Here is a 23,379-nt window from a genome sequence, read left to right as displayed (position 1 = left end):
GTCCCGGCCGGCCGGAGCGGCACGCCGGGCCGCCGACGGATCGCCGACGGGGCCATGACGACGCGCCGGTATGCCGCCGCGCGGGAACGCATGCTGCGCGTCGTCCGGAAGCACGCCGCGGCCGCCCGGCGGCTCACCGTAAGCGATTGGAAAGATTGCGGGCGGCATGCCGTCATGTCATCAAACTGCCTAAGTCGCGGCGCTAGGATCGGGCGATTGACTCCCCCACCACCCCTTCCCTGCCCGCCATGAACCAATCCGCGTCACCCACCGCAGATACCGGCCGCTCACGGCAATTCGGCCTGGTGGTCTTTCTCGTCGTACTCGTCGCCGGCGGCGCGTATGTGCTGAGCCACCTGATGGCCGACCTCGCGCCGGTCGGCGAGCATTCGGTGTTCCCCTACCTGCTGCTCGGCATCGCGCTGCTGATCGCGCTCGGTTTCGAGTTCGTCAACGGCTTCCACGATACGGCCAATGCGGTCGCCACCGTGATCTACACGCATTCGCTGACGCCGAACGTGGCCGTGGTCTGGTCCGGGCTCTGGAACTTCGCGGGCGTGCTGCTCTCGAGCGGCGCCGTCGCGTTCGGCATCCTGCAGCTGCTGCCCGTCGAACTGATCCTGCAGGTCGGCAGCGGCGCCGGCTTCGCGATGGTGTTCGCGCTGCTGATCGCCGCGATCGTCTGGAATCTCGCGACCTGGTACTTCGGCCTGCCGTCGTCGAGCTCGCACACGCTGATCGGCTCGATCATCGGCGTCGGCGTGATGAACCAACTGATGCACGGCGCGTCGGGCACGAGCGGCGTGGACTGGAGCCAGGCGCTCGGCGTCGGCAAGTCGCTGCTGTTTTCGCCGATCGTCGGCTTCGTGCTCTCCGGCCTGCTGTTGCTTCTGCTCAAGGGGCTCGTGAAGGTGCCGCAGCTCTATCAGGAGCCGCCGAAGGACAAGACGCCGCCGTTCTGGATCCGCTGCCTGCTGATCCTGACCTGCACCGGCGTGTCGTTCGCGCACGGCTCGAACGACGGGCAGAAGGGCATGGGCCTCATCATGCTGATCCTGATCGGCACGGTTCCCACCGCCTACGCGCTGAACAAGGCCGTCACGCCGGCCGAATCGCAGACCTTCATCGCCGTCGCGCATCAGGCGGCCGCCACCTTCGGCAAGTACACCAACGGCGTCGCGGCGCCCGCCAACTCGCGCCGCGTGGTCGAAACCTACGTGCAGACGCACCAGATGACGCCGGACACCGTGCCCGCCGTGCAGCAGCTGTCGAACTCGCTCGCGGCCGCGGTCGGCTCCACCGGCTCGATCGCGAGCACCCCGCAGGGCGATGTCGACAACCTGCGCAACACCATGTACCTGGAGTCGGAAGCGATCCGCCTGATGGACAAGGCCAAGCAGCCGGCGTTCTCCGCCGACGATCGCGCCGCGATCAACAACTATCGCGCGATGCTCGACCATGCCACCAAGTTCATCCCGACCTGGGTGAAGGTCGCCGTCGCGCTCGCGCTCGGCCTCGGCACGATGGTGGGCTGGAAACGGATCGTGGTCACCGTCGGCGAGAAGATCGGCAAGCAGCACCTGACCTACGGCCAGGGCGCCTCGGCCGAAGTCGTCGCGATGGTCACGATCGGCGCGGCCGACATGTACGGGCTGCCGGTCTCGACCACGCACGTGCTGTCGTCGGGCGTGGCCGGCACGATGGCCGCCAATGGCTCGGGCCTGCAATGGTCGACCGTGCGCAGCCTGGTGCTGGCCTGGGTGCTGACGCTGCCGGCCTCGATCGTGCTGGCCGGCGGACTCTACTGGGTATTCCACGCGCTGTTCTGAACCTGCCGCGGGCCGGGCCGATCCCGCATCGGTCCGGCCTGGAGTTGTCGCGCAAGAAACGGAGCGGCGTGCGTGCGTGGCGCCGTTACGATGGCCTCCTCATGCCGAATGCGGAGAGCCACGATGTCCCCCAGCCCCGAACGACGCGATGCCGCGCCGTCGTCCATCCCGCCGTCCCCCTGTCTTGACGACGCCGATGCGTTCGCCGGCGCGCTCGCGCCGGCCGCGCTCGACTGGCCGGCCATCTGCGAGGCGCTCACGCGTGACGGCGTGGCGGTGGTGAAGCGGCTGCTCGATCCCGACGCCTGCGATGCGCTGATCGCCGCCTACGACGACGAGGCGCGCTACCGGAGCCGGATCGTGATGGCGCGCCACGGCTTCGGCAGCGGCGAATATCGCTATTACGCCTATCCGCTGCCGCCCGGGCTCGCCGCGCTGCGCCGCGAACTGTATGCGCCGCTTGCGCCGATCGCGAACGACTGGAACCGCGCGATGGGCATCGAGACGCGCTACCCGGCCGATCACGACGCGTTCGTGCGCCGCTGCCACGAAGCCGGGCAACTTCGGCCGACACCGCTGATCCTTCGCTACCGTGAGGGCGACTACAACTGCCTGCACCAGGATCTGTACGGCGAGCATGTGTTTCCGCTGCAGGTCGCCGTGCTGCTGTCACGGCCCGGCGTCGATTTCACGGGAGGAGAATTCGCGCTGACCGAGCAGCGGCCGCGCATGCAGTCGCGCGTGGAAGTCGTGCCGCTGGAACGCGGCGATGCGGCGATCTTTGCCGTCCACACGAGGCCGGTGCAGGGTACGCGCGGGGTGTATCGCGTCAACCTGCGGCACGGCGTGAGCCGGTTGCGGTCAGGGCATCGGCATACGCTCGGCGTGATCTTTCACGACGCGCAGTGAGCGTGGCGCGACGGCGATCGGCGCGAACCGGCGCCACGCGCTGACGACGCCGCCCGCCATGCGCTCGCCTGGTGAATTTCGTTCGATGCGCGCGCAACGAAACGACGGTGCCGCTCAGCCCTTCGAGACGCTCGCGCGCAGCCGGTCGCCGGCATTCGCGGCGAGCCGCGCATAACCGGGCAGCGTCAGCAGGGCCAGCACGCCGGCCGCGAGAAACGCCCAGCGGAAGTCGGCCAGCACGTAATGCGTGCCGGCCGTGTCGCCGCGCAGCATCGACGCGAGCCGCAGCGACATCGCGCCGAACGCGATGCCCATGCCGATCGTCATCTGCTGCGCCGCGCTCGACAGCGTGCTGGCCGCGCTGGTCTGCGGCGGCGGGATGTCGGCGAACGCGAGCGTCGCCAGCGTCGAGAACTGCATCGAGCGCGACAGCCCGTAGACGAACACCACGAACAAGGTGATCACGAGCGGCGTCGAGGCGGTGAGCCAGCCGCATGCGATCGTCGCCACGCCAGCGATCGTCACGTCGACGAGCGCCACGCGGCGGAATCCGAAGCGATCGAGGATCCACGAGGTCAGCGCCTTCATCCCGAGGTTGCCGGTCGCGCTCGCGAGCAGCAGCAGCCCCGACTGGAACGGCGACATGCCGAAGCCGACCTGGAACAGCAGCGGCTGCAGGTACGGCACCGCGTTGATCGCCACGCGCGTGATCGAGCCGGTCAACACCGTGACCGAGAACGTCGGCACCTTCAGCGTCGTGAAATCGAGCAGCGGATGCGGCGTGCGTCGCGCATGCCAGAGCGCCGCGGCGCCGAACACGATCGCGGCCGCGATCAGCCCCAGCGCCTCCATGAAATGCGCGTCCTGCTGCCCGGCCGCTTCGGTGCCGCACAGCATGCAGGTCAGCGTCGCGCCCGTCAGCACGAAACCGAGCCAGTCGAGCGGGCGCGCCTGCTCGGCGCGCTCGTTCCTCACCAGCAGCAGCACGCAGACGAACGCGGCGATGCCGAGCGGGACGTTGAGCAGGAAGATCCAGCGCCACGATGCGTAGGTCGTGATGAAACCACCGACGGGCGGCCCGACCACCGGCGCCACGATGCCGGGCCAGGTGATCGTCGCGATCGCGCGCATCAGCTTCGCCTTGTCGGTGCTGCGCACCACGATCATCCGGCCGACCGGCACCATCATCGCGCCACCCACGCCCTGCAGCAGCCGCGCGGCGGTGAAGGTCCCGACGCCGCTCGACAGTCCGCACAGGACGGAGGCGATCGTGAAGATCGCGATCGCCGAACCGAACACGGTGCGCGAGCCGAAGCGGTCGGCAATCCAGCCGCTGATCGGGATGAACACCGCGAGCGCGAGCATGTAGGCGGTCATGCCGAGGCTCAGCGCGTTCGGGCCGACGCCGAACGATTTCGCCATCTGCGGCAGCGCGGTCGCGATGACCGTCGTGTCGAGATATTCCATGAAGAACGTCGCGGCCACGAGATACGGGAGGAAATCTGTCGTCGGACGACGATCGACGCGAGTGTCGGTCATACGGAATAGCGGGCGGAGAGAATCGGAGAGGTGCGAAAGCGGCAGGCCAACCGGCGCCGGCCGGCTGGCCGTCGGCGCCGCATGGCTGAGGCGACGATGGTACTCCGATTTATCGCCACTGCGGCACGATCGCCGTGCCGAGGCGGTTTTCGACGGTTGCCGGCAGTGAGATTGGAGGGATGAAGGGCGGCGCTCGATCCGGCGGCTGCCGCGTCGGGCACGGTTCAGGCGGTTGCCTGGCGGGCCAGCTCAGACTTCGGTGGCGAGCAGCGCGTCGCGCTGGTCGGCCGTCAGCGCCGCAATTTCGACGCTCGATTCGCCGTGGAAAATCATCGAACCATACACTTCAGCGAGACAACTGCTCGCGCTGTCGAGCGCGTAGTCATCGTCGATCGACGCGTGAATGTGAACTTCACGCCATGCGTTGATCGCGGATTCGATCCTCACGATGGAAATCGGCTGAGTCGTCTTATCGCTGGAAGTTGCAGTCATGATTCCTTGCTGGTGGTCCCGGGCAATTGCGGCAGTGGATGATCGAATACCGAATCCGCCGGGTCGATGAAATGACTGGAGCACACATGCCATTCGCTCCGCATCGGGGACGCGTAGCATACCATTCGATCAATCGAGTGACGCATTCAACCGGGCTTTCGATCGGGAAATTACCGGGACTCTTGAATCTCGATTAGAACGGGGCGAATTGATTGGGAAAATACTTGAGGCAGGATAAACAGGCATGTGTTTTTAAGTACATGCGTTCTTGCGTCTGGAAAAGACAAAACCCCCACTGCCTGGGCAGCGGGGGTTTCGAAGGAGGAAGCCTGACGATTACCTACTTTCACACGGGCAATCCGCACTATCATCGGCGTAGAGTCGTTTCACGGTCCTGTTCGGGATGGGAAGGGGTGGGACCGACTCGCTATGGTCATCAGGCTAAGAGGGATGTCGCGTCGCTGGTTGAGCGCCACGACCAATCTGGAAGAAGTAGTGTTGGGTTGTGCTTGTATGGCACGACATGTCGAGCATCCAACCGCTGCGCACCAAGGATGTTGGTGCAAAACAGACCGGTTATAGGATCAAGCCTTACGGGCAATTAGTATCAGTTAGCTGAACGCATTACTGCGCTTACACACCTGACCTATCAACGTCCTGGTCTCGAACGACCCTTCAAGGGGATCAAGTCCCCGGGGATATCTCATCTTAAGGCGAGTTTCCCGCTTAGATGCTTTCAGCGGTTATCTCTTCCGAACATAGCTACCCGGCGATGCCACTGGCGTGACAACCGGTACACCAGAGGTTCGTCCACTCCGGTCCTCTCGTACTAGGAGCAGCCCCCTTCAAATATCCAACGCCCACGGCAGATAGGGACCAAACTGTCTCACGACGTTTTAAACCCAGCTCACGTACCTCTTTAAATGGCGAACAGCCATACCCTTGGGACCGGCTACAGCCCCAGGATGAGATGAGCCGACATCGAGGTGCCAAACACCGCCGTCGATATGAACTCTTGGGCGGTATCAGCCTGTTATCCCCAGAGTACCTTTTATCCGTTGAGCGATGGCCCTTCCATACAGAACCACCGGATCACTATGACCTGCTTTCGCACCTGCTCGACTTGTCGGTCTCGCAGTTAAGCACGCTTATGCCATTGCACTATCAGCACGATTTCCGACCGTACCTAGCGTACCTTCGTACTCCTCCGTTACACTTTGGGAGGAGACCGCCCCAGTCAAACTGCCTACCATGCACTGTCCCCGACCCGGATCACGGGCCAAGGTTAGAACCTCAAACAAACCAGGGTGGTATTTCAAGGACGGCTCCACCGAAACTAGCGTTCCGGTTTCATAGCCTCCCACCTATCCTACACAGATCGGTTCAAAGTCCAATGCAAAGCTACAGTAAAGGTTCATGGGGTCTTTCCGTCTAGCCGCGGGGAGATTGCATCATCACAAACACTTCAACTTCGCTGAGTCTCGGGAGGAGACAGTGTGGCCATCGTTACGCCATTCGTGCAGGTCGGAACTTACCCGACAAGGAATTTCGCTACCTTAGGACCGTTATAGTTACGGCCGCCGTTTACCGGGACTTCAATCAAGAGCTTGCACCCCATCATTTAATCTTCCGGCACCGGGCAGGCGTCACACCCTATACGTCCACTTTCGTGTTTGCAGAGTGCTGTGTTTTTATTAAACAGTCGCAGCCACCAGTTTATTGCAACCCCTTCACCCTTCTGGCGCAGGCCAGTCAAGCTACAGGGGCGTACCTTATCCCGAAGTTACGGTACCAATTTGCCGAGTTCCTTCTCCCGAGTTCTCTCAAGCGCCTTAGAATACTCATCTCGCCCACCTGTGTCGGTTTGCGGTACGGTCACTGTTAAACTGAAGCTTAGAGGCTTTTCTTGGAACCACTTCCGATTGCTTCGCTTCCTAAGAAGCTCGCGCCACACCCTTGAATTCCGCGCCCGGATTTGCCTAAGCGCCTTCTCCAATGCAGCGACCGGGACTTCCAACACCCGGACAACCTTCCGCGATCCGTCCCCCCATCGCATTTAACAATGGTGCAGGAATATTGACCTGCTTCCCATCAGCTACGCATTTCTGCCTCGCCTTAGGGGCCGACTCACCCTACGCCGATGAACGTTGCGTAGGAAACCTTGGGCTTACGGCGAGGGGGCCTTTCACCCCCTTTATCGCTACTCATGTCAGCATTCGCACTTCCGATACCTCCAGCACACTTTACAATGCACCTTCGCAGGCTTACGGAACGCTCTCCTACCATGCGTGCAAGCACGCATCCGCAGCTTCGGTATATAGCTTAGCCCCGTTACATCTTCCGCGCAGGACGACTCGATCAGTGAGCTATTACGCTTTCTTTAAAGGGTGGCTGCTTCTAAGCCAACCTCCTGACTGTTTTAGCCTTCCCACTTCGTTTCCCACTTAGCTATATTTGGGGACCTTAGCTGGCGGTCTGGGTTGTTTCCCTCTTGACACCGGACGTTAGCACCCGATGTCTGTCTCCCGTGATTGCACTCTTCGGTATTCGGAGTTTGCTATGGCGGGGTAATCTGCAATAGACCCCCCAACCATGACAGTGCTCTACCCCCGAAGGTGAGACACGAGGCACTACCTAAATAGTTTTCGGAGAGAACCAGCTATTTCCAAGTTTGTTTAGCCTTTCACCCCTATCCACAGCTCATCCCCTAACTTTTCAACGTTAGTGGGTTCGGACCTCCAGTACGTGTTACCGCACCTTCATCCTGGCCATGGATAGATCACTTGGTTTCGGGTCTACGCCCAGCAACTGAACGCCCTATTCGGACTCGCTTTCGCTACGCCTGCCCTATTCGGTTAAGCTTGCTACTGAACGTAAGTCGCTGACCCATTATACAAAAGGTACGCCGTCACCCCTTACGAGGCTCCGACTGTTTGTATGCATGCGGTTTCAGGATCTATTTCACTCCCCTCCCGGGGTTCTTTTCACCTTTCCCTCACGGTACTGGTTCACTATCGGTCGATCACGAGTATTTAGCCTTGGAGGATGGTCCCCCCATCTTCAGACAGGATTTCACGTGTCCCGCCCTACTTGTCGTACACTTAGTTCTTTCATACTGTTTTCGCCTACAGGGCTATCACCTGCTATGGCCGCACTTTCCAGAGCGTTCGGCTAACAATACAAATAAAGAGTACAGGCTCTTCCCATTTCGCTCGCCACTACTTTGGGAATCTCGGTTGATTTCTTTTCCTGCGGTTACTTAGATGTTTCAGTTCACCGCGTTCGCTTCACATAGCCTATGTATTCAGCTATGGATACTCCAAAAGGAGTGGGTTTCCCCATTCGGACATCTACGGATCAAAGCTTGTTTGCCAGCTCCCCGTAGCTTTTCGCAGGCTACCGCGTCCTTCATCGCCTGTGATCGCCAAGGCATCCACCACATGCACTTGTTCGCTTGACCCTATAACGGGTCTGTCTCGCCTCCCGAGGGAGAGGACAGTCGTTACAGGTTGAGTTCTCGCATTTGTGCCGTATTCCAATCGAGCCGAACATTTAAGTTCGAATCATCTTGAGATACATCGATACAATCACAACCCGGATAGTTTCCACGCCCATCTCAAATAAGCGCTTCCGCTATCCAAATTACTACTTCTTCTAGATTGTTAAAGAACGACAGCCGATAAGTGCAACGTGTGACTTATCCTCTGACTGGCTCAATCGCCAATGAGGAAACCTCTCATTGAAGATTGGTGGAGGCAGACGGGATCGAACCGACGACCCCCTGCTTGCAAAGCAGGTGCTCTCCCAGCTGAGCTATGCCCCCATGTGTACAGAGACTTCTCAGGACTACCGCCAGACAATTGGTGGGTCTGGTTGGATTCGAACCAACGACCCCCGCCTTATCAAGACGGTGCTCTAACCGACTGAGCTACAGACCCCTGAGTCTGTCTTGATCAACAGCCGATAAGCGTGAACGCTCAATGTTTGCGGTATTAGCTCGAGAAAGGAGGTGATCCAGCCGCACCTTCCGATACGGCTACCTTGTTACGACTTCACCCCAGTCATGAATCCTACCGTGGTGACCGTCCTCCTTGCGGTTAGACTAGCCACTTCTGGTAAAACCCACTCCCATGGTGTGACGGGCGGTGTGTACAAGACCCGGGAACGTATTCACCGCGGCATGCTGATCCGCGATTACTAGCGATTCCAGCTTCATGCACTCGAGTTGCAGAGTGCAATCCGGACTACGATCGGTTTTCTGGGATTAGCTCCCCCTCGCGGGTTGGCGACCCTCTGTTCCGACCATTGTATGACGTGTGAAGCCCTACCCATAAGGGCCATGAGGACTTGACGTCATCCCCACCTTCCTCCGGTTTGTCACCGGCAGTCTCCTTAGAGTGCTCTTGCGTAGCAACTAAGGACAAGGGTTGCGCTCGTTGCGGGACTTAACCCAACATCTCACGACACGAGCTGACGACAGCCATGCAGCACCTGTGTATCGGTTCTCTTTCGAGCACTCCCGAGTCTCCTCAGGATTCCGACCATGTCAAGGGTAGGTAAGGTTTTTCGCGTTGCATCGAATTAATCCACATCATCCACCGCTTGTGCGGGTCCCCGTCAATTCCTTTGAGTTTTAATCTTGCGACCGTACTCCCCAGGCGGTCAACTTCACGCGTTAGCTACGTTACTAAGGAAATGAATCCCCAACAACTAGTTGACATCGTTTAGGGCGTGGACTACCAGGGTATCTAATCCTGTTTGCTCCCCACGCTTTCGTGCATGAGCGTCAGTATTGGCCCAGGGGGCTGCCTTCGCCATCGGTATTCCTCCACATCTCTACGCATTTCACTGCTACACGTGGAATTCTACCCCCCTCTGCCATACTCTAGCTTGCCAGTCACCAATGCAGTTCCCAGGTTGAGCCCGGGGATTTCACATCGGTCTTAACAAACCGCCTGCGCACGCTTTACGCCCAGTAATTCCGATTAACGCTTGCACCCTACGTATTACCGCGGCTGCTGGCACGTAGTTAGCCGGTGCTTATTCTTCCGGTACCGTCATCCCCGAAGGATATTAGCCCTCAGGATTTCTTTCCGGACAAAAGTGCTTTACAACCCGAAGGCCTTCTTCACACACGCGGCATTGCTGGATCAGGCTTTCGCCCATTGTCCAAAATTCCCCACTGCTGCCTCCCGTAGGAGTCTGGGCCGTGTCTCAGTCCCAGTGTGGCTGGTCGTCCTCTCAGACCAGCTACTGATCGTCGCCTTGGTGGGCCTTTACCCCACCAACTAGCTAATCAGCCATCGGCCAACCCTATAGCGCGAGGTCCGAAGATCCCCCGCTTTCATCCGTAGATCGTATGCGGTATTAATCCGGCTTTCGCCGGGCTATCCCCCACTACAGGACATGTTCCGATGTATTACTCACCCGTTCGCCACTCGCCACCAGGTGCAAGCACCCGTGCTGCCGTTCGACTTGCATGTGTAAGGCATGCCGCCAGCGTTCAATCTGAGCCAGGATCAAACTCTTCAGTTCAATACCTGTTACTGTTTTCGGTTCGGTTAAGAACCGGTCGCTCACTCAAAGCTGACAGGTTATGAATTGCTTCATGAACCTGACTTACTTTTGTGTGAGACTCTTGATACTTTTGCTGACCTGATCCGGAGATCAGGACCGCGTCGATCAAGCGTCCACACTTATCGGCTGTTAATTTTTAAAGAGCGTTTCCACCAAGCTGACCGGACTTGCCGGCTTTCTCAGCGGCGCTGCGTTTTCAGCAGCAGAGAAGCGAGATTATGATCAACGTTTCGCAGCGCGTCAACTACTTTTTTCTCGCTGCGATCAACAACCTTCGTTGATCACTTCCCTTCGACAGAACCAACAAGCGGCCAACTTTCGGCGCTGCGTTCGTCCTGCCTGACTTCCCCTTCCGCGCTGCGTTTCCGTTAGCGCGAAAGAGGCGTGATTCTAAGCACCGATCCCGCTTCCTGCAAGCCCTTTCGTGAAGAATCGGCAGAAAAAAACGGCCAAGGGCGCCGCTCACGCGGCGCCCTTGGCGACAAGCCGTTGATATCAAACGAAGAACGCGTGGCTACGGATGAAGACTCGCGCTACGCACGCGCATTGTCTGCCACTCGCGACGCGATTAGCATGAAGTGATCGAGTGGATGCGTGACGCCGCCGGCCAGCTTCGCGCCGTCGTCCCAGCGGCGCAGGCGCACCGCGTCGGCCGCATACGGGCGCAGCAGGAACGTGCGTGCCTCGTCCTCGTCGTAGGCACCGCCCTGCAGCGCCAGGCTGCGCACCGAATCCTCGGACAGCGCCTGTGCGTAGCCGGGTTCGATCGCGCAGAGGCAGCGCTTCGCGTCCACGTGCAGGCGGATCGGCTCGAGCACCGCGTCGGGAAACACGCCGCGCAAAAACGGCAGCGCGTAATACTGATGCAGATCGTCGATCCCGCGCGCGGTCGGCGTCTCGCCCTGCTCGTTCAGCAAATGGCCAAGGTCGTGCAGCAACGCCGCCGTGACCAGCGCGTCGCCGGCGCCCTCGTCCTCGGCCAGTTGCGCGCTCTGCAACGCGTGCTCGAGTTGCGTCACCGGCTCGCCACTGTAGGCGGTGTCGCCGCGCTGCTCGAACAGCGTGCGGATGTCTTCCAGCGTCAATGCCACGTCACCACTCCCTGCATCGGGCGTCCGCCGCGCGCACGCCTCATCGAAAAACCCGTCGCCGATCCAGCGCGACGCCCTTCACTGCGCATGCATCACCGGCCCCGATACGCGCCGCGTGCGCTCGAACGCGAAATCGTCGCCGCGCACCAGATGATTGAGCGCGAGATCGAACACGTCGAAATTGCGCCAGCGCCGCCCCGGATCGACCGCCACCACGCGCCGGTTGAACAGCAGCGGCACGGCCTGCTCGCCGAACCCGCCATGCGAGCGCAGCGGCGCCGTCAGCGCCGACAGGTCGTGCTCGCGTTCGCGCCGGCCGAGCACGGTGTCGTCGCGCGCGACCACCACGACGTCGCCGATCCGGTCCACCGGCAGCTCGAAGCAGGCGGCCGCTTCGTCGCGGGCCAGCGCCAGCGCGATGCCGTCGAGGCCGCGCAGCAGCGCGACCACGTCGTCCGCGGCAAGGCCGGCCGGCAGATGGATCGTCGCGAACGAACCGAGCGCGCCGTGATGCGCGACGTGCGGGTCCGCGATCGGCAGTACCACGCGCGTGCGCGGGAAATCGAGCCAGCCGTCGAGCGCGTCCTGCAGATAGACGACGTTCGGCGTGCCGGTGCGCGGATCGTGCTTCGCGCCCGTGCCATGATCGGCCGTCACGGCGACCACCCAGTCGAGCGCGTCGAGCTGGGCGAGGTGCCGGTCGATCGCCGCATAGAACGCGTTCGCCTGCATGCTGCCGGGCGCCCACTTGCGCTGCACGTAATCGTGCGTGGCCAGATACATCAGATCGACGCGGCGCGTCTTCGCGAGCCGCACGCCCGCGGCCAGCACGAACTCGGACAGCGCGGCGCCATAGACGTCGGGCGACGGCAGGCCGACGAAATCGAGCGCGTCGGCGATGCCGTTCTCGGCCAGCGAGGTCTGCCCGGCCTTCTCGGCCGAGAAGCAGATGCCGCGCAGGCCGGTGGCGAGCAGCCGGCGCAGCTTCTCGCGGGCCGTGACGACCGCGACCCGCGCCCCGGCGCGCGCCGCCGCGGCGAGCACGGTGTCCGCGCGCAGGTCGGCGGCCCGGTTCAGCGCGATATCGGCGCCATCGCCCTGTTGCGCGCCGGCGTCGTGAATCGTGTTGCCGCAAATGCCGTGCAGCGCGGGCGGTGCGCCGCAGACGATCGACAGCTGGTTCGCGTGGGTCAGCGACGGGATCACGCCGTCGGCGCCGAGCGCCGCGCCGTCACGCATCATGCGCGCCAGGAACGGCGCGACGCCGTCGGCGACCGCCGCCTCGAGATAGTCGGGCGATCCGCCGCTGAGGCAGACGATGGCGGTCCGCGCCGGCGGCAGGCGATAGTGGCGACCATTGATCTCGATCGTTTGGTTCGTCGGGTTCAGCATGATTCCTCCTGTTATCGCTCCGATTCGGCGCTCGCGGCCGCCGGTGCCGTCGCGCGATCCGACCCGACGGCCCGCGCCGCAAGTCGAATCCACGGGGCCGATCCACGAATCCAGCCCGTCAATCCCGTCTGTCGATCAACCCTCAATCAGCCTGTCAATCGTCCCATCAATCGGCCCGCCAATCAGCCCGCCAATCAGCGCCGCAGCCGCGGCACCCGCGCGGCGATCAGCATCAGCGCCGCGAGCGAGGCCACCAGCATCAGCAGCGAGAGCGCCGAGGCCGGCAGGTAATAGCCGCGCTCGACCTCGCCGATCACGACGATCGGCACGGTCGCGAAGCCGGGCGGATACACCGTCATCGTCGCGCCGAGCTCGCCGAGCGACAGCGCGAAGCCGAGCGCGAGGCTCGCGCGCAGCGCCGGCACGAGTTGCGGCAGCAGCACGCGGCGCAGCACCATCGACGGCGGCGCCCCGAGGCTCGCTGCGGCTTCGCGCAGCACCGTCAATTCGGGTCGCAGCGCGGCGGCCGCGCATCGATAACAAAACGGCAGGATCAGCGCGAGCTGCACGAGCACGACGATCGCGGCCGAACTCGAAAGGTCGACCGGCTTTTGATGATAGGCGATCAGCACCGCAAGCCCCAACACCACGCTCGGCACGCCGTTGGGCAGCATCACGAGCGCGTCGACGAGCGCGCCCGCGCGCCCCTGTACGCGCCCTTCCAGTGCGAGCGCGAGCCACAGCCCGAGCGCGGTGCCGATCACGGCCACGCCGAAGCCGATCTCGAGGCTGGTGGCGAGCGCGTCGAACTCAGGCTCGCCCAACCGCGAGAACCAGCGCAGGCTGTAGCCGGTCGGCAGGATCGTGCCGGACCAGTGGGTGGCGACGCTCGACAGCGCGACCACCACCACCGGCAGCACGAACAGCCAGAAGCAGGCGAACGCGGCCAGCGCCAGCGCGACGCGCGCGGCGTATTTCAATGCGGTGTCGGACCAGCCGGCGGCCTGCCGCGGCACCGGCGCGCCGGCCGGACCGGCGGGGCCACCATTCAGACGTACATCAGCGGACATCCCGCCCTCCCATCGCCCGGCGATTGATCCGGCGATAAAGCGCGTACAGCGACAGCGACATGGCGAGCATCACGACGGCGCCGGCCGCCGCGGTCGGCAGGTCGAGATCGACCGACGCGCTGGTGTAGATCGCGACCGGCAGCGTGACGAGCCGCGCGCTGCCGAGCACCAGCAGGATCCCGAACTCGTTGAGCGTGAGCAGGAAGCAGAGGATCGTGCCGGCCGCGATGCCAGGCCACGCGATCGGCAGGATCACGCGGCGCGCCAGCATCCAGCCGTTCGCGCCGAGGCTGCGCGCGGCCTCGACGAGCCGCAGGTCGAGCGTGGCGAACGAGGCGAGCGTGGGCCGCACCACGAACGGCGTGTAGAACACGGTCTGCGCCAGGATCACGCCGCCGATGCCGAACAGGAAATCGAGCGGCGGCGCATCGAGATGGAACAGCCGCTGCAGCGCGATGCTGATCGAGCCCTGCGAGCCGTACAGGAAGATCAGCGTGAACGCGACCAGGAACGACGGGAACGCCACGTAGAGTTCGAGGAAACGCGTGACGAGCGAAGCGCCCGGAAACGGCCGGAAGAACAGCAGCGCCGCGAGCAGCACGCCGAGCACGGAGGCGCTGCCGGCACTCACGCAGAGCACCCACAGCGTCGTGCCGAGCACGCCGCGCGTGTCGGGGTTGCCGAAGAACGTGCGATAGGCGGCCAGCGTGAAGCCGTGGTCGCCCGTCACGCTGAGCAGCAACAGGCGCGCGAGCGGATAGAGCACGAGCGGCCCGAGCACCACCAGCGCGAGCACCAGCAGGTGCAGCCGCGCACGGCGCGTCGCCCGGCGCGCCTCGCGCGCGTGGGCGGCCGTCGACGCCTCGCGGCGCGCGGCGGCGGCTGCGCCGTCGAGGTCAGGGCTCGATAAGGACGACATCATCCGCCTCGCGATGCAGGGAAACGCGCGCGCCGCGCGCCGGGGTCAGGCCGCGGCCGCGCTGCAGGGTGACCAGCACGGGCGCGTCGGCGGCCGCGTCGAGCATCACCGAGACCGACAGCTCGGAGCCGTGCCATTCGACCGACGCGATCGTGCCGTTCAGGCCGCCGCTGCCGGGCGGCTTCAGTGTGAAGCGCTCCGGCCGCACGCAGGCCACGCGGTCGCGCACGTCGTGCAGCGGATCGCCGATCGGGTAGACGACGTGCGGCGGCAGCAGGTTCGCGGCGCCGAGATAGCGAGCCACGAAGCCGTCGCGCGGCGTGTCGTAGAGCTGCTGCGGCGTGCCGATCTGCGCGATGTGGCCGTCGCGCATCAGCAGCGCGCGATCGGACAGCACCAGCGCGTCGTCGCGGTCGTGCGTGACGCAGACGATCGTCAGGTTCGGCAGCCGCTCGTGCAGCGCCTTCAATTCGGTGCGCACCGAGGCGCGCAGGTTGGCGTCGAGCGCCGACAGCGGCTCGTCGAGCAGCAGCACGTCCGGCTCGATCACGAGCGCGCGCGCCAGCGCCACGCGCTGCTGCATGCCGCCGGAAAGCTGGGCCGGCATCACGTGGCCGGCGTCGCCGAGCTGCACGAGCTTGAGCGCGTCGGCCACGCGCCGCGCGATCTCGCTCGAGCCCATGCGGCGCGCGCGCAGCCCGAACGCGACGTTCTCGAACACCGACAGGTGCGGGAACAGCGCGTAGTTCTGGAACAGCAGGCCGAGGTTGCGCTTGTGCGGCGGGGTATGCGTCAGGTCGCGGCCGGCCACCGTCAGCGTGCCGCTCAGGCCGTCGGCCTTCACGAAGCCGGCGATGAAACGCAGCAGGGTGGTCTTGCCGCAGCCGCTGCGGCCGAGCACGGTCAGCAGTTCGCCGGCGCCGATCGTGAGCGACAGATCGTCGAGCACGGTGCGCGCGCCGTAGCGCACGCTCAGGTGCTCGATCTGCACGCCACCCGGCGCGGCCGCACGCTGGTTCGCGTGCGAGCGCGCCGGGTCGAGGGCGCCGGGATGAGTCAGGCTGGCAATATTCACAGGCATCCCTCGCGGCCGATCACTTCGGCTTGACGACTTCGGTCTCCTTGCCGGAGCTGCCGATCACGTCCTTCTTCCAGCGCTCGGTCCAGCCGGCCTTCTTCGCCATCACGGCGTTCCAGTCCACCGGAATCAGCTTCACGCCCGCGATCGCGCGCTTGACCGCCTCGCCGTTCTTGCCGGTCAGCGGCACGTCGCTGCGGCCCGGGATGCCGTACATGTCGGGCACCTTGGCCTGCACGTCGGTCGACATCAGGTAGTCGATCAGCTTCTTGCCTTCGTCGGCGTTCGGGCCGCCCTTGATCAGGCCGATCGCATACGGCAGCTGGAACGTGGTGGGCGCCTCGCCGGCCTTCGCCGAGAGGAACACCGGCTTGACCGACAGGCCGCCGTGTTCGGCGTCGTCGAGGTCCATCTGCAGGTCGCCGTTGGCCACGCTGATCTCGTTGCGCGAGAGCAGCACGTTCAGGTAGCCGGTGCCCTTGGTGTGGAACTTCGCGCTGCGCTCGAGCTTCGCCAGGTAGTCGAACGCGGCGTCCTCGCCCATCAGCGTCGAGGTCAGGATGATCACGGCCATCCCGTCGCCGGCCGTGGCCGGGTTCGAGTAGGCGATCTTGCCGGCATAGTCGGGCGAGAGCAGATCGGCGAACGTCTTCGGCGGGTTCTTCACCACGTCCGGGTTCAGCGCGAACGAGAAGTAGTTGTTGACGAAGGTCGCCCACGAACCGTCGGCCGCCTTCGCGATCGCCGGCACGTTCTTGTAGTTGGCGCTCTGGTACGCCTGCAGCAGGCCCAGCTGGCCCGCCTGCTGGATGAACGGCGGCAGCGTGACGAGCACGTCGGCCTTCGGCGAACCCTTCTCGACGTTCGCGCGGTTCACCACCTCGCCGCTGCCGGCCGTGACGATGTTCACCTTCACGCCTTCCTTCTTCTCGAACGCGGGCAGCACGTCGCGATAGAGGTTCTCGAGGCCGTCTGCCGTATACAGCACGACCGCGCCGGCCGCGTGCGCCGGCATCGCGAGCGCCTGCAGCAGGCCGGCGGCGCACGCCGCGAGCGCCAGCTTGCGCATCGTCGTGCCGAACGAATTCTGGAATGTCATCTCGCTTCTCCGTAGGGCGGAAACATCTCGGGCCGGACTCGTGCCGGCGCCTGTCGTCTTCGGGGGCCTGCCTGCGGCCCGGCTTCACGCCGCGCGGCGCGTCCATCGCGCCGGCGGCAAGCGAAGGATCACAGCGTTCGATGACAACTCCATGACGTCACCACTTAATTACAACAAATGACACATTTTGCCACTACGATAGGCCGTGTCCGGTGCGCACCCGCCGCGCGCCGCCCTTCCCCCGCCCCGGAGGCAACGTGATTTCCGACAACGACCCGATTCTCCTGACGCCCGGCCCGCTGACCACCTCGCCGGCCACGCGCCGCGCCATGCAACGCGACTGGGGCTCGTGGGACACGGCCTTCAATCGCCTGACGCAGGACGTGTGCGCGGATCTGGTGCGCATCGCCGGCGGCGACGACACCTATTGCTGCGTGCCGCTGCAGGGCAGCGGCACGTTCGCGGTCGAGGCCGCGCTCGGCACGCTGGTGCCGCGCGACGGCGTGGTGCTGGTGCCGAATCACGGCGCTTACTGCGCGCGCATCGTGCGGATTCTCGAGCGGCTCGGCATCGAGACCATCGAACTGCCGTTCGCCGAGCACGAGGCTGCGAGCGCCGCGGCGATCGAGGCGCGGCTCGCCGCCGAGCCGCGCATCACGCACGTCGCGCTGGTCCATCTGGAAACCAGCGCCGGCATCCTCAATCCGCTCGCGGAGATCGCCGCGACCTGCGCGCGGCACGACGCGCGGCTGATCGTCGATGCGATGAGTTCGTTCGGCGCGCTGCCGGTGGAGGTGGCCGCGAACGGCATCGACGCGCTCGTCTCGGCGAGCGGCAAGTGCCTGGAAGGCGTGCCGGGGATGGGCTTCGTGATCGTGCGGCGTTCGCTGCTGGCGCAATGCGAGGGCCGTTCGCCGTCGCTCGCGCTCGACCTGCACGACCAGCAGGCCTACCTGCAGCGCACCGGGCAATGGCGCTTCACGCCGCCGACGCACGTGGTGGCGGCGCTGCACGAGGCGCTCGCGCAGTTCCACGCGCAGGGCGGCCAGCCGGCGCGCGGCGCGCGTTACGCCGCGAACTGCGCCGCGCTGCTCGACGGGATGCGCGCGCTCGGCTTCGCGCCGTTCCTCGCGGCCGAGGTGCAGGCGCCCGTGATCGTCACGTTCCATGCGCCGCGCGACCCCGCCTATGCATTCGCGCCGTTCTACGCGGCCGTGCGCGACGCCGGCTTCGTGCTGTATCCGGGCAAGCTCACGCAGGTCGAGACGTTTCGGGTCGGCTGCATCGGCGCGATCGATGCACAGCAGATCCGCCGCGCCGTCGCGGCGATCGACGGCGCGCTGCGCGGGCTCGGTATCGCGGTGCGCTGACGGCGTGCCCGCCGGGCCGGCGCGGCGGCGCCTGAACGCGCGCATGAAAAAGCCCGGCGCCGCGCGAAGCGGGCCGGGCCAGCGTTGCCGGTCGGGCGAGGCGGTTACAGCACGATGCGCTTGATGTCGCCGACCACGAAGATGTAGGACAGCGCGCCGATCAGCGCGATCACGCCGATGAAGGCCAGCGCGCCGACGAACGAGCCGGTGGCCGCGACGATCAGGCCGATCACGAGCGGCGTGATGATGCCGGCCAGGTTCGCGGCCAGGTTGAAGATCCCGCCCGTCACGCCGAGCAGCCCCTCCGGCGCGATGTCGGAGACCAGCGTCCAGCCCAGCGCGGCCATGCCCTGCGCGAAGAACGCCACCGACATGATGGCGATCACCGCCTCGTTGCTCTGCACGTAATTGGCCAGCACGATGGTCGAGGTGAGCAGCAGGCCGGCGATGATCGGCAGCTTGCGCGCGACGTTGGCCGATTTGCCGCGTCGCAGCAAATAATCGGAGAAAATGCCGCCGAACATCACGCCGATCGAGGCCGCGATGAACGGCAACACCGCGAAAAAGCCGATCTTCAGCCACGCCATGTGGCGTTCCGTGGCGAGATAGGTCGGAAACCACGTCAGGAAGAACACCAGCGTCGAGTTGCCGGCGAACTGGCCGAGACAGATGCCGGCGAGCTGGCGCTTCTTCAGCAGCCGGCCGGCCATGGCCCAGCTGAAGCGGGCCGGCGCGACCTTCGCCGCGCCGGCTTCGCTCGTGGCTTTCGCCGCGCCGGCCTCGCCGTCGATCAGGCCGCCGCCCTCGGCGATGTAGGCGAGTTCGGCCGCGTTCGCGCCCGGATGATCGCGCGGCTCGCGGTAGAACTTCAGCCAGGCCAGCCCGAACAGGATGCCGACGCCGCCCACCACCCAGAACAGCGAGCGCCAGCCGAACGCGCCCATCAGCGCGAACAGCACCGGGCTCAGGAACGCGAGGCCGACGTATTCGCCCACGGTGTAGGTGCCGGTGGCCATCGCGCGCTCCTTCTGCGGGAACCAGGTGGCCACCACGCGGCTGTTGGTCGGGAAGCACGGCGCCTCGCTGAAGCCGAGGCCGAGCCGGCAGGCCAGCAGCGTGCCGACGCCATGCACGAAGCCCTGCAGCAGCGTACACAGCGACCAGAGCGTCATCGACAGGTAGTAGGTGAGCTTGCTGCCGAAGCGGTCGAGGAACAGGCCGCCCGGCACCTGCGCGAGCACGTAGGTCCACGAGAACGACGAGAACATGATGCCCATCACCGCGGCGCCGATCCCGAGTTCCCTGGTGAGCGCCGGCGCGGCCACGCCGAGCACGGTGCGGTCGAGATAGTTGATCATCGTGCCGATCGCGAGCAGCGCGAGGATCCGGTAGCGCGCCGAGGAGCGGCGCGCGGTGCCGGCCGCCGACGCGGAGGCGGCGGCGGTCGCGGACGGTTGGGGCGAGTGCTGCATCGTAGTCTCCTGGTTATTGTGATGACGGCGGTGGCGGTGGCGGTCGCGGTGCAGGCGGGCTCAGCGCGCGACGAGCGTCTCGAAGTGCGCGAGCATGCGCTCGGCGTCGGGCTCGCGGCCGGTGAAGATCTCGAACGCGTCGACGGCCTGGAACACGGCCATCCCGCCGCCCGGCAGCGTCCGGCAGCCCGCCGCGCGCGCCACGCGCACCAGTTCGGTTTCCAGCGGGAAGTAGACGATGTCGGCCACCCACGGCCGCGCCGCGAGCAGATCGGCCGGCAGCGGCAGCCCGGGATGCTTGAGCATGCCGGTCGGCGTGGCGTGGATCAGGCCCGTGGCCGATGCCATCGCCGCGTCGAGCGCGCCGCCCGCCGTCACGCGCGCCGCCGGGAAGCGCGCCTGCAGTTCGGCCGCGAGCGCGGACGCGCGCGCGGGCTCGACGTCGAACAGCGTCAGCGCCTGCGCGCCGAGTATCAGCGCCGCGTGGGCCACCGCCGCGCCCGCGCCGCCGGCGCCGAGCTGCACGACGCGCTCCATCGGCGCGCCGGCCAGACCGCGCCGGAACGACTTCGCGAAGCCGGACCAGTCGGTGTTGTGGCCGCTGCGTTTGCCGCCCGCGAAGCGCACGGTGTTGACGGCGCCGAGCGCGCGCGCGTCGTCCGACAGCGTGTCGAGATGCGCGATCACGCGCTGCTTGCACGGATGCGTGATGTTCAGGCCGTCGTAGCCCATCCGCTCGGCGGCGTCGAGCAACTCGGGCAGTGCGTCCACGGTGAGGCCGAGCGCGTCGAGATCGAGACGCCGGTAAACATAGTTGAAGCCCTGCAGGCTGCCTTCCCGCTCGTGCATGGCCGGCGACAGCGAGCCGCCGATCCCCTGCCCGATCAGGCCGATCAGGAACGACGTACCGCTCATCGCGTCGTCTCCTTCAGCAGCGCCGCGAGCCGCTGCAGCGCGAACTCATAGCCTTGCGTGCCGCAGCCGCAGATCACGCCGCGCGCCACTGCCGACACATACGAATGATGGCGGAACGCCTCGCGCTGGTGGACGTTCGAGATGTGGACCTCGATCACCGGCTTGTCGATCGCCGCCAGCGCGTCGGCCAGCGCGACCGAGGTATGCGTGTAGGCGGCCGGATTGATCACCACGCCGTCGATGCGCGTGCGCGCTTCGTGCAGCCAGTCGATCAGCTGGTGCTCGGCGTTCGACTGGCGGCATTCGATCTCGAGGCCGAGCGCGGCCGCGGCGTCTGCGCAGCGGCGCTCGACGTCGGCCAGCGTCTCGGCGCCGTAGATATGGGGCTGGCGCGTGCCCAGCAGGTTGAGGTTCGGCCCGTTGAGCACCAGGACCTTCGATTTCGACATGACGCACGACTCCGGAAACAGGATCGACTGACGATGGCGCACCATCGCGCACGACTTTTTGACGTGGCGCAAGTTTGCACGCTCGGCGCGACGCTTGTCTTTCGGGGTTTATGCTTATTTGTACCATCTAGTTAGTTTGTATAATCCGGCTCCACGTCTCAATAAAATCGGGATGTTGCGCGATCCGCGAACGCGGCCGGATTAACCCGGTGGTTCGTGGCCGGCTCGCCAACGCCCCGATTCCTCGCAGGGATTCATCCATGAAGCGCTCGATCGCCACGGTGTCGCTGTCCGGCACGCTCGTCGAAAAACTCAACGCGATCGCCGCGGCCGGCTTCGACGGCGTCGAGATCTTCGAAAACGATCTGCTCTATTTCGACGGCTCGCCCGCCGACGTGCGGCGGATCGCGGCCGATCTCGGCCTCGAGATCGTGCTGTTCCAGCCGTTCCGCGATTTCGAGGGCGTCGATGCCGCGCAGCTCGCGCGTAATCTCGAGCGCGCGCGGCGCAAGTTCGACCTGATGCATGCGCTCGGCACCGACCGGATCCTGGTCTGCAGCAACGTCTCGCCGCAGACCCTCGCCGACGACGCGCTGCTGACCGACCAGCTCGGCGCGCTCGCCGAGGCCGCGCGCGGCGCGGGCGTGATCGCGGCCTACGAGGCGCTGGCCTGGGGCCGCGTGGTGAAGACCTACGGCCACGCGTGGCGGCTGGTGGACGCCGTGAACAGCCCGCACCTGGGCCTCGCGCTCGACAGCTTCCACACGCTCTCGCTCGCCGACGATCCCGACGGCATCGCCGCGATCCCGGGCGAGCGGATCGCGTTCGTGCAGATCGCCGATGCGCCGAAGCTCGCGATGGACGTGCTCGAATGGAGCCGCCACTACCGCTCGTTCCCGGGCCAGGGTGACTTCGACCTCGCGCGCTTCACGGCGCGCGTGATCGAATCGGGCTTCACGGGGCCGCTGTCGCTGGAGATCTTCAACGACGGCTTTCGCGCCGCGCCGACCGCGATCACGGCCGCCGACGGCCTGCGCTCGCTGCTCCATCTGGAAGACGTCACGCGCGCCCGGCTCGCCGCCGAGGGCCGCGCGCCGGCGGCCGGCCAGCCGCTGTTCGCGCCGCCCGCCGCGCCCGCGCACGTCGGCTTCAAGTTCATCGAGTTCGCGGTGGACGCGGCAGCGGCGGAGAAGGTGGCCGGCTGGCTCGGCCGGCTGCGCTTCCGGCTGGCGGGCCGGCACCGCTCGAAGCACGTCACGCTCTACCAGCACGGCGCCGCGTCGATCGTGCTGAACGCCGAGCCCGATTCGTTCGCGGACGCGTTCTTCCAGCGGCACGGGCTGTCGCTGTGCGCCTCGGCGTTCCAGGTGGACGACGCGAAGCTCGCGTTCGAGCGCGCGGCCAGCTTCGGCTTCGCGCCGTTCTCGGGGCGCATCGGGCCGAACGAGCGCGTGGTGCCGGGCGTGCAGGCGCCGGACGGCAGCCTGCACTATTTCGTCGACGAACGGCCCGACGCGCCGACGCTCTACGAATCGGATTTCGTGCTGACCGAGATGGACGGGCCGAGCGAGGTCGGGCCGCTGACCGGCATCGACCACGTCTGCCTCGCGCTGCCGGCCGACGCGCTCGACACCTGGGTGCTGTATCTGCGCACCGCGTTCGGCTTCGAGGCGGAAAAGAGCTGGCTGGTGCCGGACCCGTACGGGCTGATGCGCAGCCGCGCCGTGCGCAGCCCGGACGGCAGCGTGCGGATCGCGCTGAACGCATCGGTGGACCGCCATACGGCCGTGTTCGAATCGCTGGCCCGCTATCACGGCTCGGGGCTCAACCACGTCGCGTTCCGCACCGACGACATCGTCAAGGCAGTGGCCGAGGCGGTCGCGGACGGCGTGACGTTCCTGGCGATTCCGCGCAACTACTACGACGACCTGGCCGCGCGCTACGCGCTGCCGGACGCGTTCGTCGACACGCTGCGCCGCCATCACCTGCTGTACGACCGCGACGAACACGGCGGCGAATTCCTGCATGCGTATACGGAACTGGTGGACGAGCGCTTCTCGTTCGAGATCGTCGAGCGCCGCGGCGGCTACGACGGCTACGGCGCGGCCAACACGGCGGTGCGGCTGGCCGCGCAGGCGCAGCGCAGGAAGTGAGGCGGGCGGCGTTGGCGGGCTGATC

15 protein-coding genes, 2 tRNA genes and 3 rRNA genes are annotated in these 23,379 nt (G+C 65.4%); 4 read left to right on the top strand and 16 right to left on the bottom strand.

What is annotated here, in order from left to right:
* The first annotated feature begins 248 nt into the window (after positions 1 to 248).
* Together BpN12_RS02395 and BpN12_RS02390 are read left to right on the top strand one after the other, a co-directional pair.
* The gene (locus BpN12_RS02395) at positions 249 to 1,829 is read left to right on the top strand and encodes an inorganic phosphate transporter (RefSeq protein WP_246793688.1); all 1,581 of its coding nucleotides are present in this window, start codon (positions 249 to 251) and stop codon (positions 1,827 to 1,829) included.
* A 123-nt stretch (positions 1,830 to 1,952) separates the two neighbouring features.
* Positions 1,953 to 2,738: a 2OG-Fe(II) oxygenase gene (locus BpN12_RS02390; protein ID WP_246793687.1), complete on the top strand. Its 786-nt coding sequence runs from the start codon at positions 1,953 to 1,955 to the stop codon at positions 2,736 to 2,738.
* A gap of 114 nt (positions 2,739 to 2,852) precedes the next feature.
* Here BpN12_RS02390 and BpN12_RS02385 read toward each other — a convergent pair whose 3' ends face one another.
* The 13 genes from BpN12_RS02385 to phnS form a co-directional block, all read right to left on the bottom strand.
* A complete protein-coding gene (locus tag BpN12_RS02385) occupies positions 2,853 to 4,277 on the bottom strand; it encodes a DHA2 family efflux MFS transporter permease subunit (protein ID WP_246793686.1) in 1,425 nt (474 codons plus the stop codon).
* 249 nt (positions 4,278 to 4,526) lie between these two features.
* Positions 4,527 to 4,769: a DUF3717 domain-containing protein gene (locus BpN12_RS02380; protein WP_042627193.1), complete on the bottom strand. Its 243-nt coding sequence runs from the start codon at positions 4,767 to 4,769 to the stop codon at positions 4,527 to 4,529.
* Positions 4,770 to 5,096: 327 nt separating this feature from the next.
* A 5S ribosomal RNA gene (rrf, locus tag BpN12_RS02375) occupies positions 5,097 to 5,210 on the bottom strand.
* A gap of 139 nt (positions 5,211 to 5,349) precedes the next feature.
* Positions 5,350 to 8,229, bottom strand: a 23S ribosomal RNA gene (locus BpN12_RS02370).
* A 287-nt stretch (positions 8,230 to 8,516) separates the two neighbouring features.
* Positions 8,517 to 8,592: transfer RNA gene (locus tag BpN12_RS02365), tRNA-Ala, on the bottom strand.
* Positions 8,593 to 8,630: 38 nt separating this feature from the next.
* Positions 8,631 to 8,707 (bottom strand) — tRNA-Ile (locus BpN12_RS02360).
* 64 nt (positions 8,708 to 8,771) lie between these two features.
* Positions 8,772 to 10,304 (bottom strand): 16S ribosomal RNA (locus BpN12_RS02355).
* The 16S, 23S and 5S rRNA genes sit together here with 2 tRNA genes alongside, the layout of an rRNA operon.
* Positions 10,305 to 10,879: 575 nt before the next feature.
* A complete protein-coding gene (locus BpN12_RS02350) occupies positions 10,880 to 11,437 on the bottom strand; it encodes a phosphonate degradation HD-domain oxygenase (RefSeq protein WP_246793685.1) in 558 nt (185 codons plus the stop codon).
* 78 nt (positions 11,438 to 11,515) lie between these two features.
* Positions 11,516 to 12,829 (bottom strand): phosphonoacetate hydrolase, encoded by a 1,314-nt coding sequence (gene phnA, locus BpN12_RS02345; RefSeq protein WP_246793684.1) that lies wholly within the window; start codon positions 12,827 to 12,829, stop codon positions 11,516 to 11,518.
* Positions 12,830 to 13,023: 194 nt separating this feature from the next.
* On the bottom strand, positions 13,024 to 13,899 hold the full coding sequence (phnV, locus tag BpN12_RS02340) for a 2-aminoethylphosphonate ABC transport system, membrane component PhnV (protein WP_246793682.1): 876 nt from the start codon (positions 13,897 to 13,899) through the stop codon (positions 13,024 to 13,026).
* A complete protein-coding gene (gene phnU / locus BpN12_RS02335; protein ID WP_246794601.1) occupies positions 13,889 to 14,818 on the bottom strand; it encodes a 2-aminoethylphosphonate ABC transporter permease subunit in 930 nt (309 codons plus the stop codon). The genes phnV and phnU overlap by 11 nt, the downstream gene beginning before the upstream one ends.
* Positions 14,796 to 15,893: a 2-aminoethylphosphonate ABC transport system ATP-binding subunit PhnT gene (gene phnT, locus BpN12_RS02330; RefSeq protein ID WP_246793680.1), complete on the bottom strand. Its 1,098-nt coding sequence runs from the start codon at positions 15,891 to 15,893 to the stop codon at positions 14,796 to 14,798. The genes phnU and phnT overlap by 23 nt, the downstream gene beginning before the upstream one ends.
* A 19-nt stretch (positions 15,894 to 15,912) precedes the next feature.
* Positions 15,913 to 16,995, bottom strand: a complete 1,083-nt coding sequence (gene phnS, locus BpN12_RS02325; RefSeq protein WP_246793678.1) for a 2-aminoethylphosphonate ABC transporter substrate-binding protein — start codon at positions 16,993 to 16,995, stop codon at positions 15,913 to 15,915.
* 257 nt (positions 16,996 to 17,252) lie between these two features.
* On the opposite strand from phnS, the gene BpN12_RS02320 reads away from it, so the two are divergent.
* Positions 17,253 to 18,365: a 2-aminoethylphosphonate--pyruvate transaminase gene (locus BpN12_RS02320; RefSeq protein ID WP_246793676.1), complete on the top strand. Its 1,113-nt coding sequence runs from the start codon at positions 17,253 to 17,255 to the stop codon at positions 18,363 to 18,365.
* A 104-nt stretch (positions 18,366 to 18,469) separates the two neighbouring features.
* Here BpN12_RS02320 and BpN12_RS02315 read toward each other — a convergent pair whose 3' ends face one another.
* The 3 genes from BpN12_RS02315 to aroQ are packed head-to-tail and all read right to left on the bottom strand — an operon-like array spanning position 18,470 to position 21,201.
* Positions 18,470 to 19,837: an MFS transporter gene (locus BpN12_RS02315; RefSeq protein WP_246793675.1), complete on the bottom strand. Its 1,368-nt coding sequence runs from the start codon at positions 19,835 to 19,837 to the stop codon at positions 18,470 to 18,472.
* 60 nt (positions 19,838 to 19,897) lie between these two features.
* Positions 19,898 to 20,752: a shikimate dehydrogenase gene (locus BpN12_RS02310; protein WP_246793673.1), complete on the bottom strand. Its 855-nt coding sequence runs from the start codon at positions 20,750 to 20,752 to the stop codon at positions 19,898 to 19,900.
* Positions 20,749 to 21,201 (bottom strand): type II 3-dehydroquinate dehydratase, encoded by a 453-nt coding sequence (aroQ, locus tag BpN12_RS02305; RefSeq protein WP_246793671.1) that lies wholly within the window; start codon positions 21,199 to 21,201, stop codon positions 20,749 to 20,751. The genes BpN12_RS02310 and aroQ overlap by 4 nt, the downstream gene beginning before the upstream one ends.
* Positions 21,202 to 21,461: 260 nt before the next feature.
* Here aroQ and BpN12_RS02300 point away from each other — a divergent pair, with 260 nt between their 5' ends.
* Positions 21,462 to 23,354 (top strand): bifunctional sugar phosphate isomerase/epimerase/4-hydroxyphenylpyruvate dioxygenase family protein, encoded by a 1,893-nt coding sequence (locus BpN12_RS02300; RefSeq protein WP_246793670.1) that lies wholly within the window; start codon positions 21,462 to 21,464, stop codon positions 23,352 to 23,354.
* Positions 23,355 to 23,379: the final 25 nt, after the last annotated feature.

Source organism: Burkholderia perseverans (assembly GCF_022870505.1).
GTDB lineage: Bacteria > Pseudomonadota > Gammaproteobacteria > Burkholderiales > Burkholderiaceae > Burkholderia > Burkholderia plantarii.
This window is presented reverse-complemented; position numbering and strand designations above follow the sequence as displayed.

Coding starts and splice junctions, on each gene's coding strand:
- BpN12_RS02395 (WP_246793688.1), top strand. CDS start 249: ATGAACCAATCCGCGTCACCCACCGCAGATACCGGCCGCTCACGGCAA.
- BpN12_RS02390 (WP_246793687.1), top strand. CDS start 1,953: ATGTCCCCCAGCCCCGAACGACGCGATGCCGCGCCGTCGTCCATCCCG.
- BpN12_RS02385 (WP_246793686.1), bottom strand. CDS start 4,277: ATGACCGACACTCGCGTCGATCGTCGTCCGACGACAGATTTCCTCCCG.
- BpN12_RS02380 (WP_042627193.1), bottom strand. CDS start 4,769: ATGACTGCAACTTCCAGCGATAAGACGACTCAGCCGATTTCCATCGTG.
- phnA (WP_246793684.1), bottom strand. CDS start 12,829: ATGCTGAACCCGACGAACCAAACGATCGAGATCAATGGTCGCCACTAT.
- phnV (WP_246793682.1), bottom strand. CDS start 13,899: ATGTCCGCTGATGTACGTCTGAATGGTGGCCCCGCCGGTCCGGCCGGC.
- phnU (WP_246794601.1), bottom strand. CDS start 14,818: ATGTCGTCCTTATCGAGCCCTGACCTCGACGGCGCAGCCGCCGCCGCG.
- phnS (WP_246793678.1), bottom strand. CDS start 16,995: ATGACATTCCAGAATTCGTTCGGCACGACGATGCGCAAGCTGGCGCTC.
- BpN12_RS02315 (WP_246793675.1), bottom strand. CDS start 19,837: ATGCAGCACTCGCCCCAACCGTCCGCGACCGCCGCCGCCTCCGCGTCG.
- BpN12_RS02310 (WP_246793673.1), bottom strand. CDS start 20,752: ATGAGCGGTACGTCGTTCCTGATCGGCCTGATCGGGCAGGGGATCGGC.
- aroQ (WP_246793671.1), bottom strand. CDS start 21,201: ATGTCGAAATCGAAGGTCCTGGTGCTCAACGGGCCGAACCTCAACCTG.
- BpN12_RS02300 (WP_246793670.1), top strand. CDS start 21,462: ATGAAGCGCTCGATCGCCACGGTGTCGCTGTCCGGCACGCTCGTCGAA.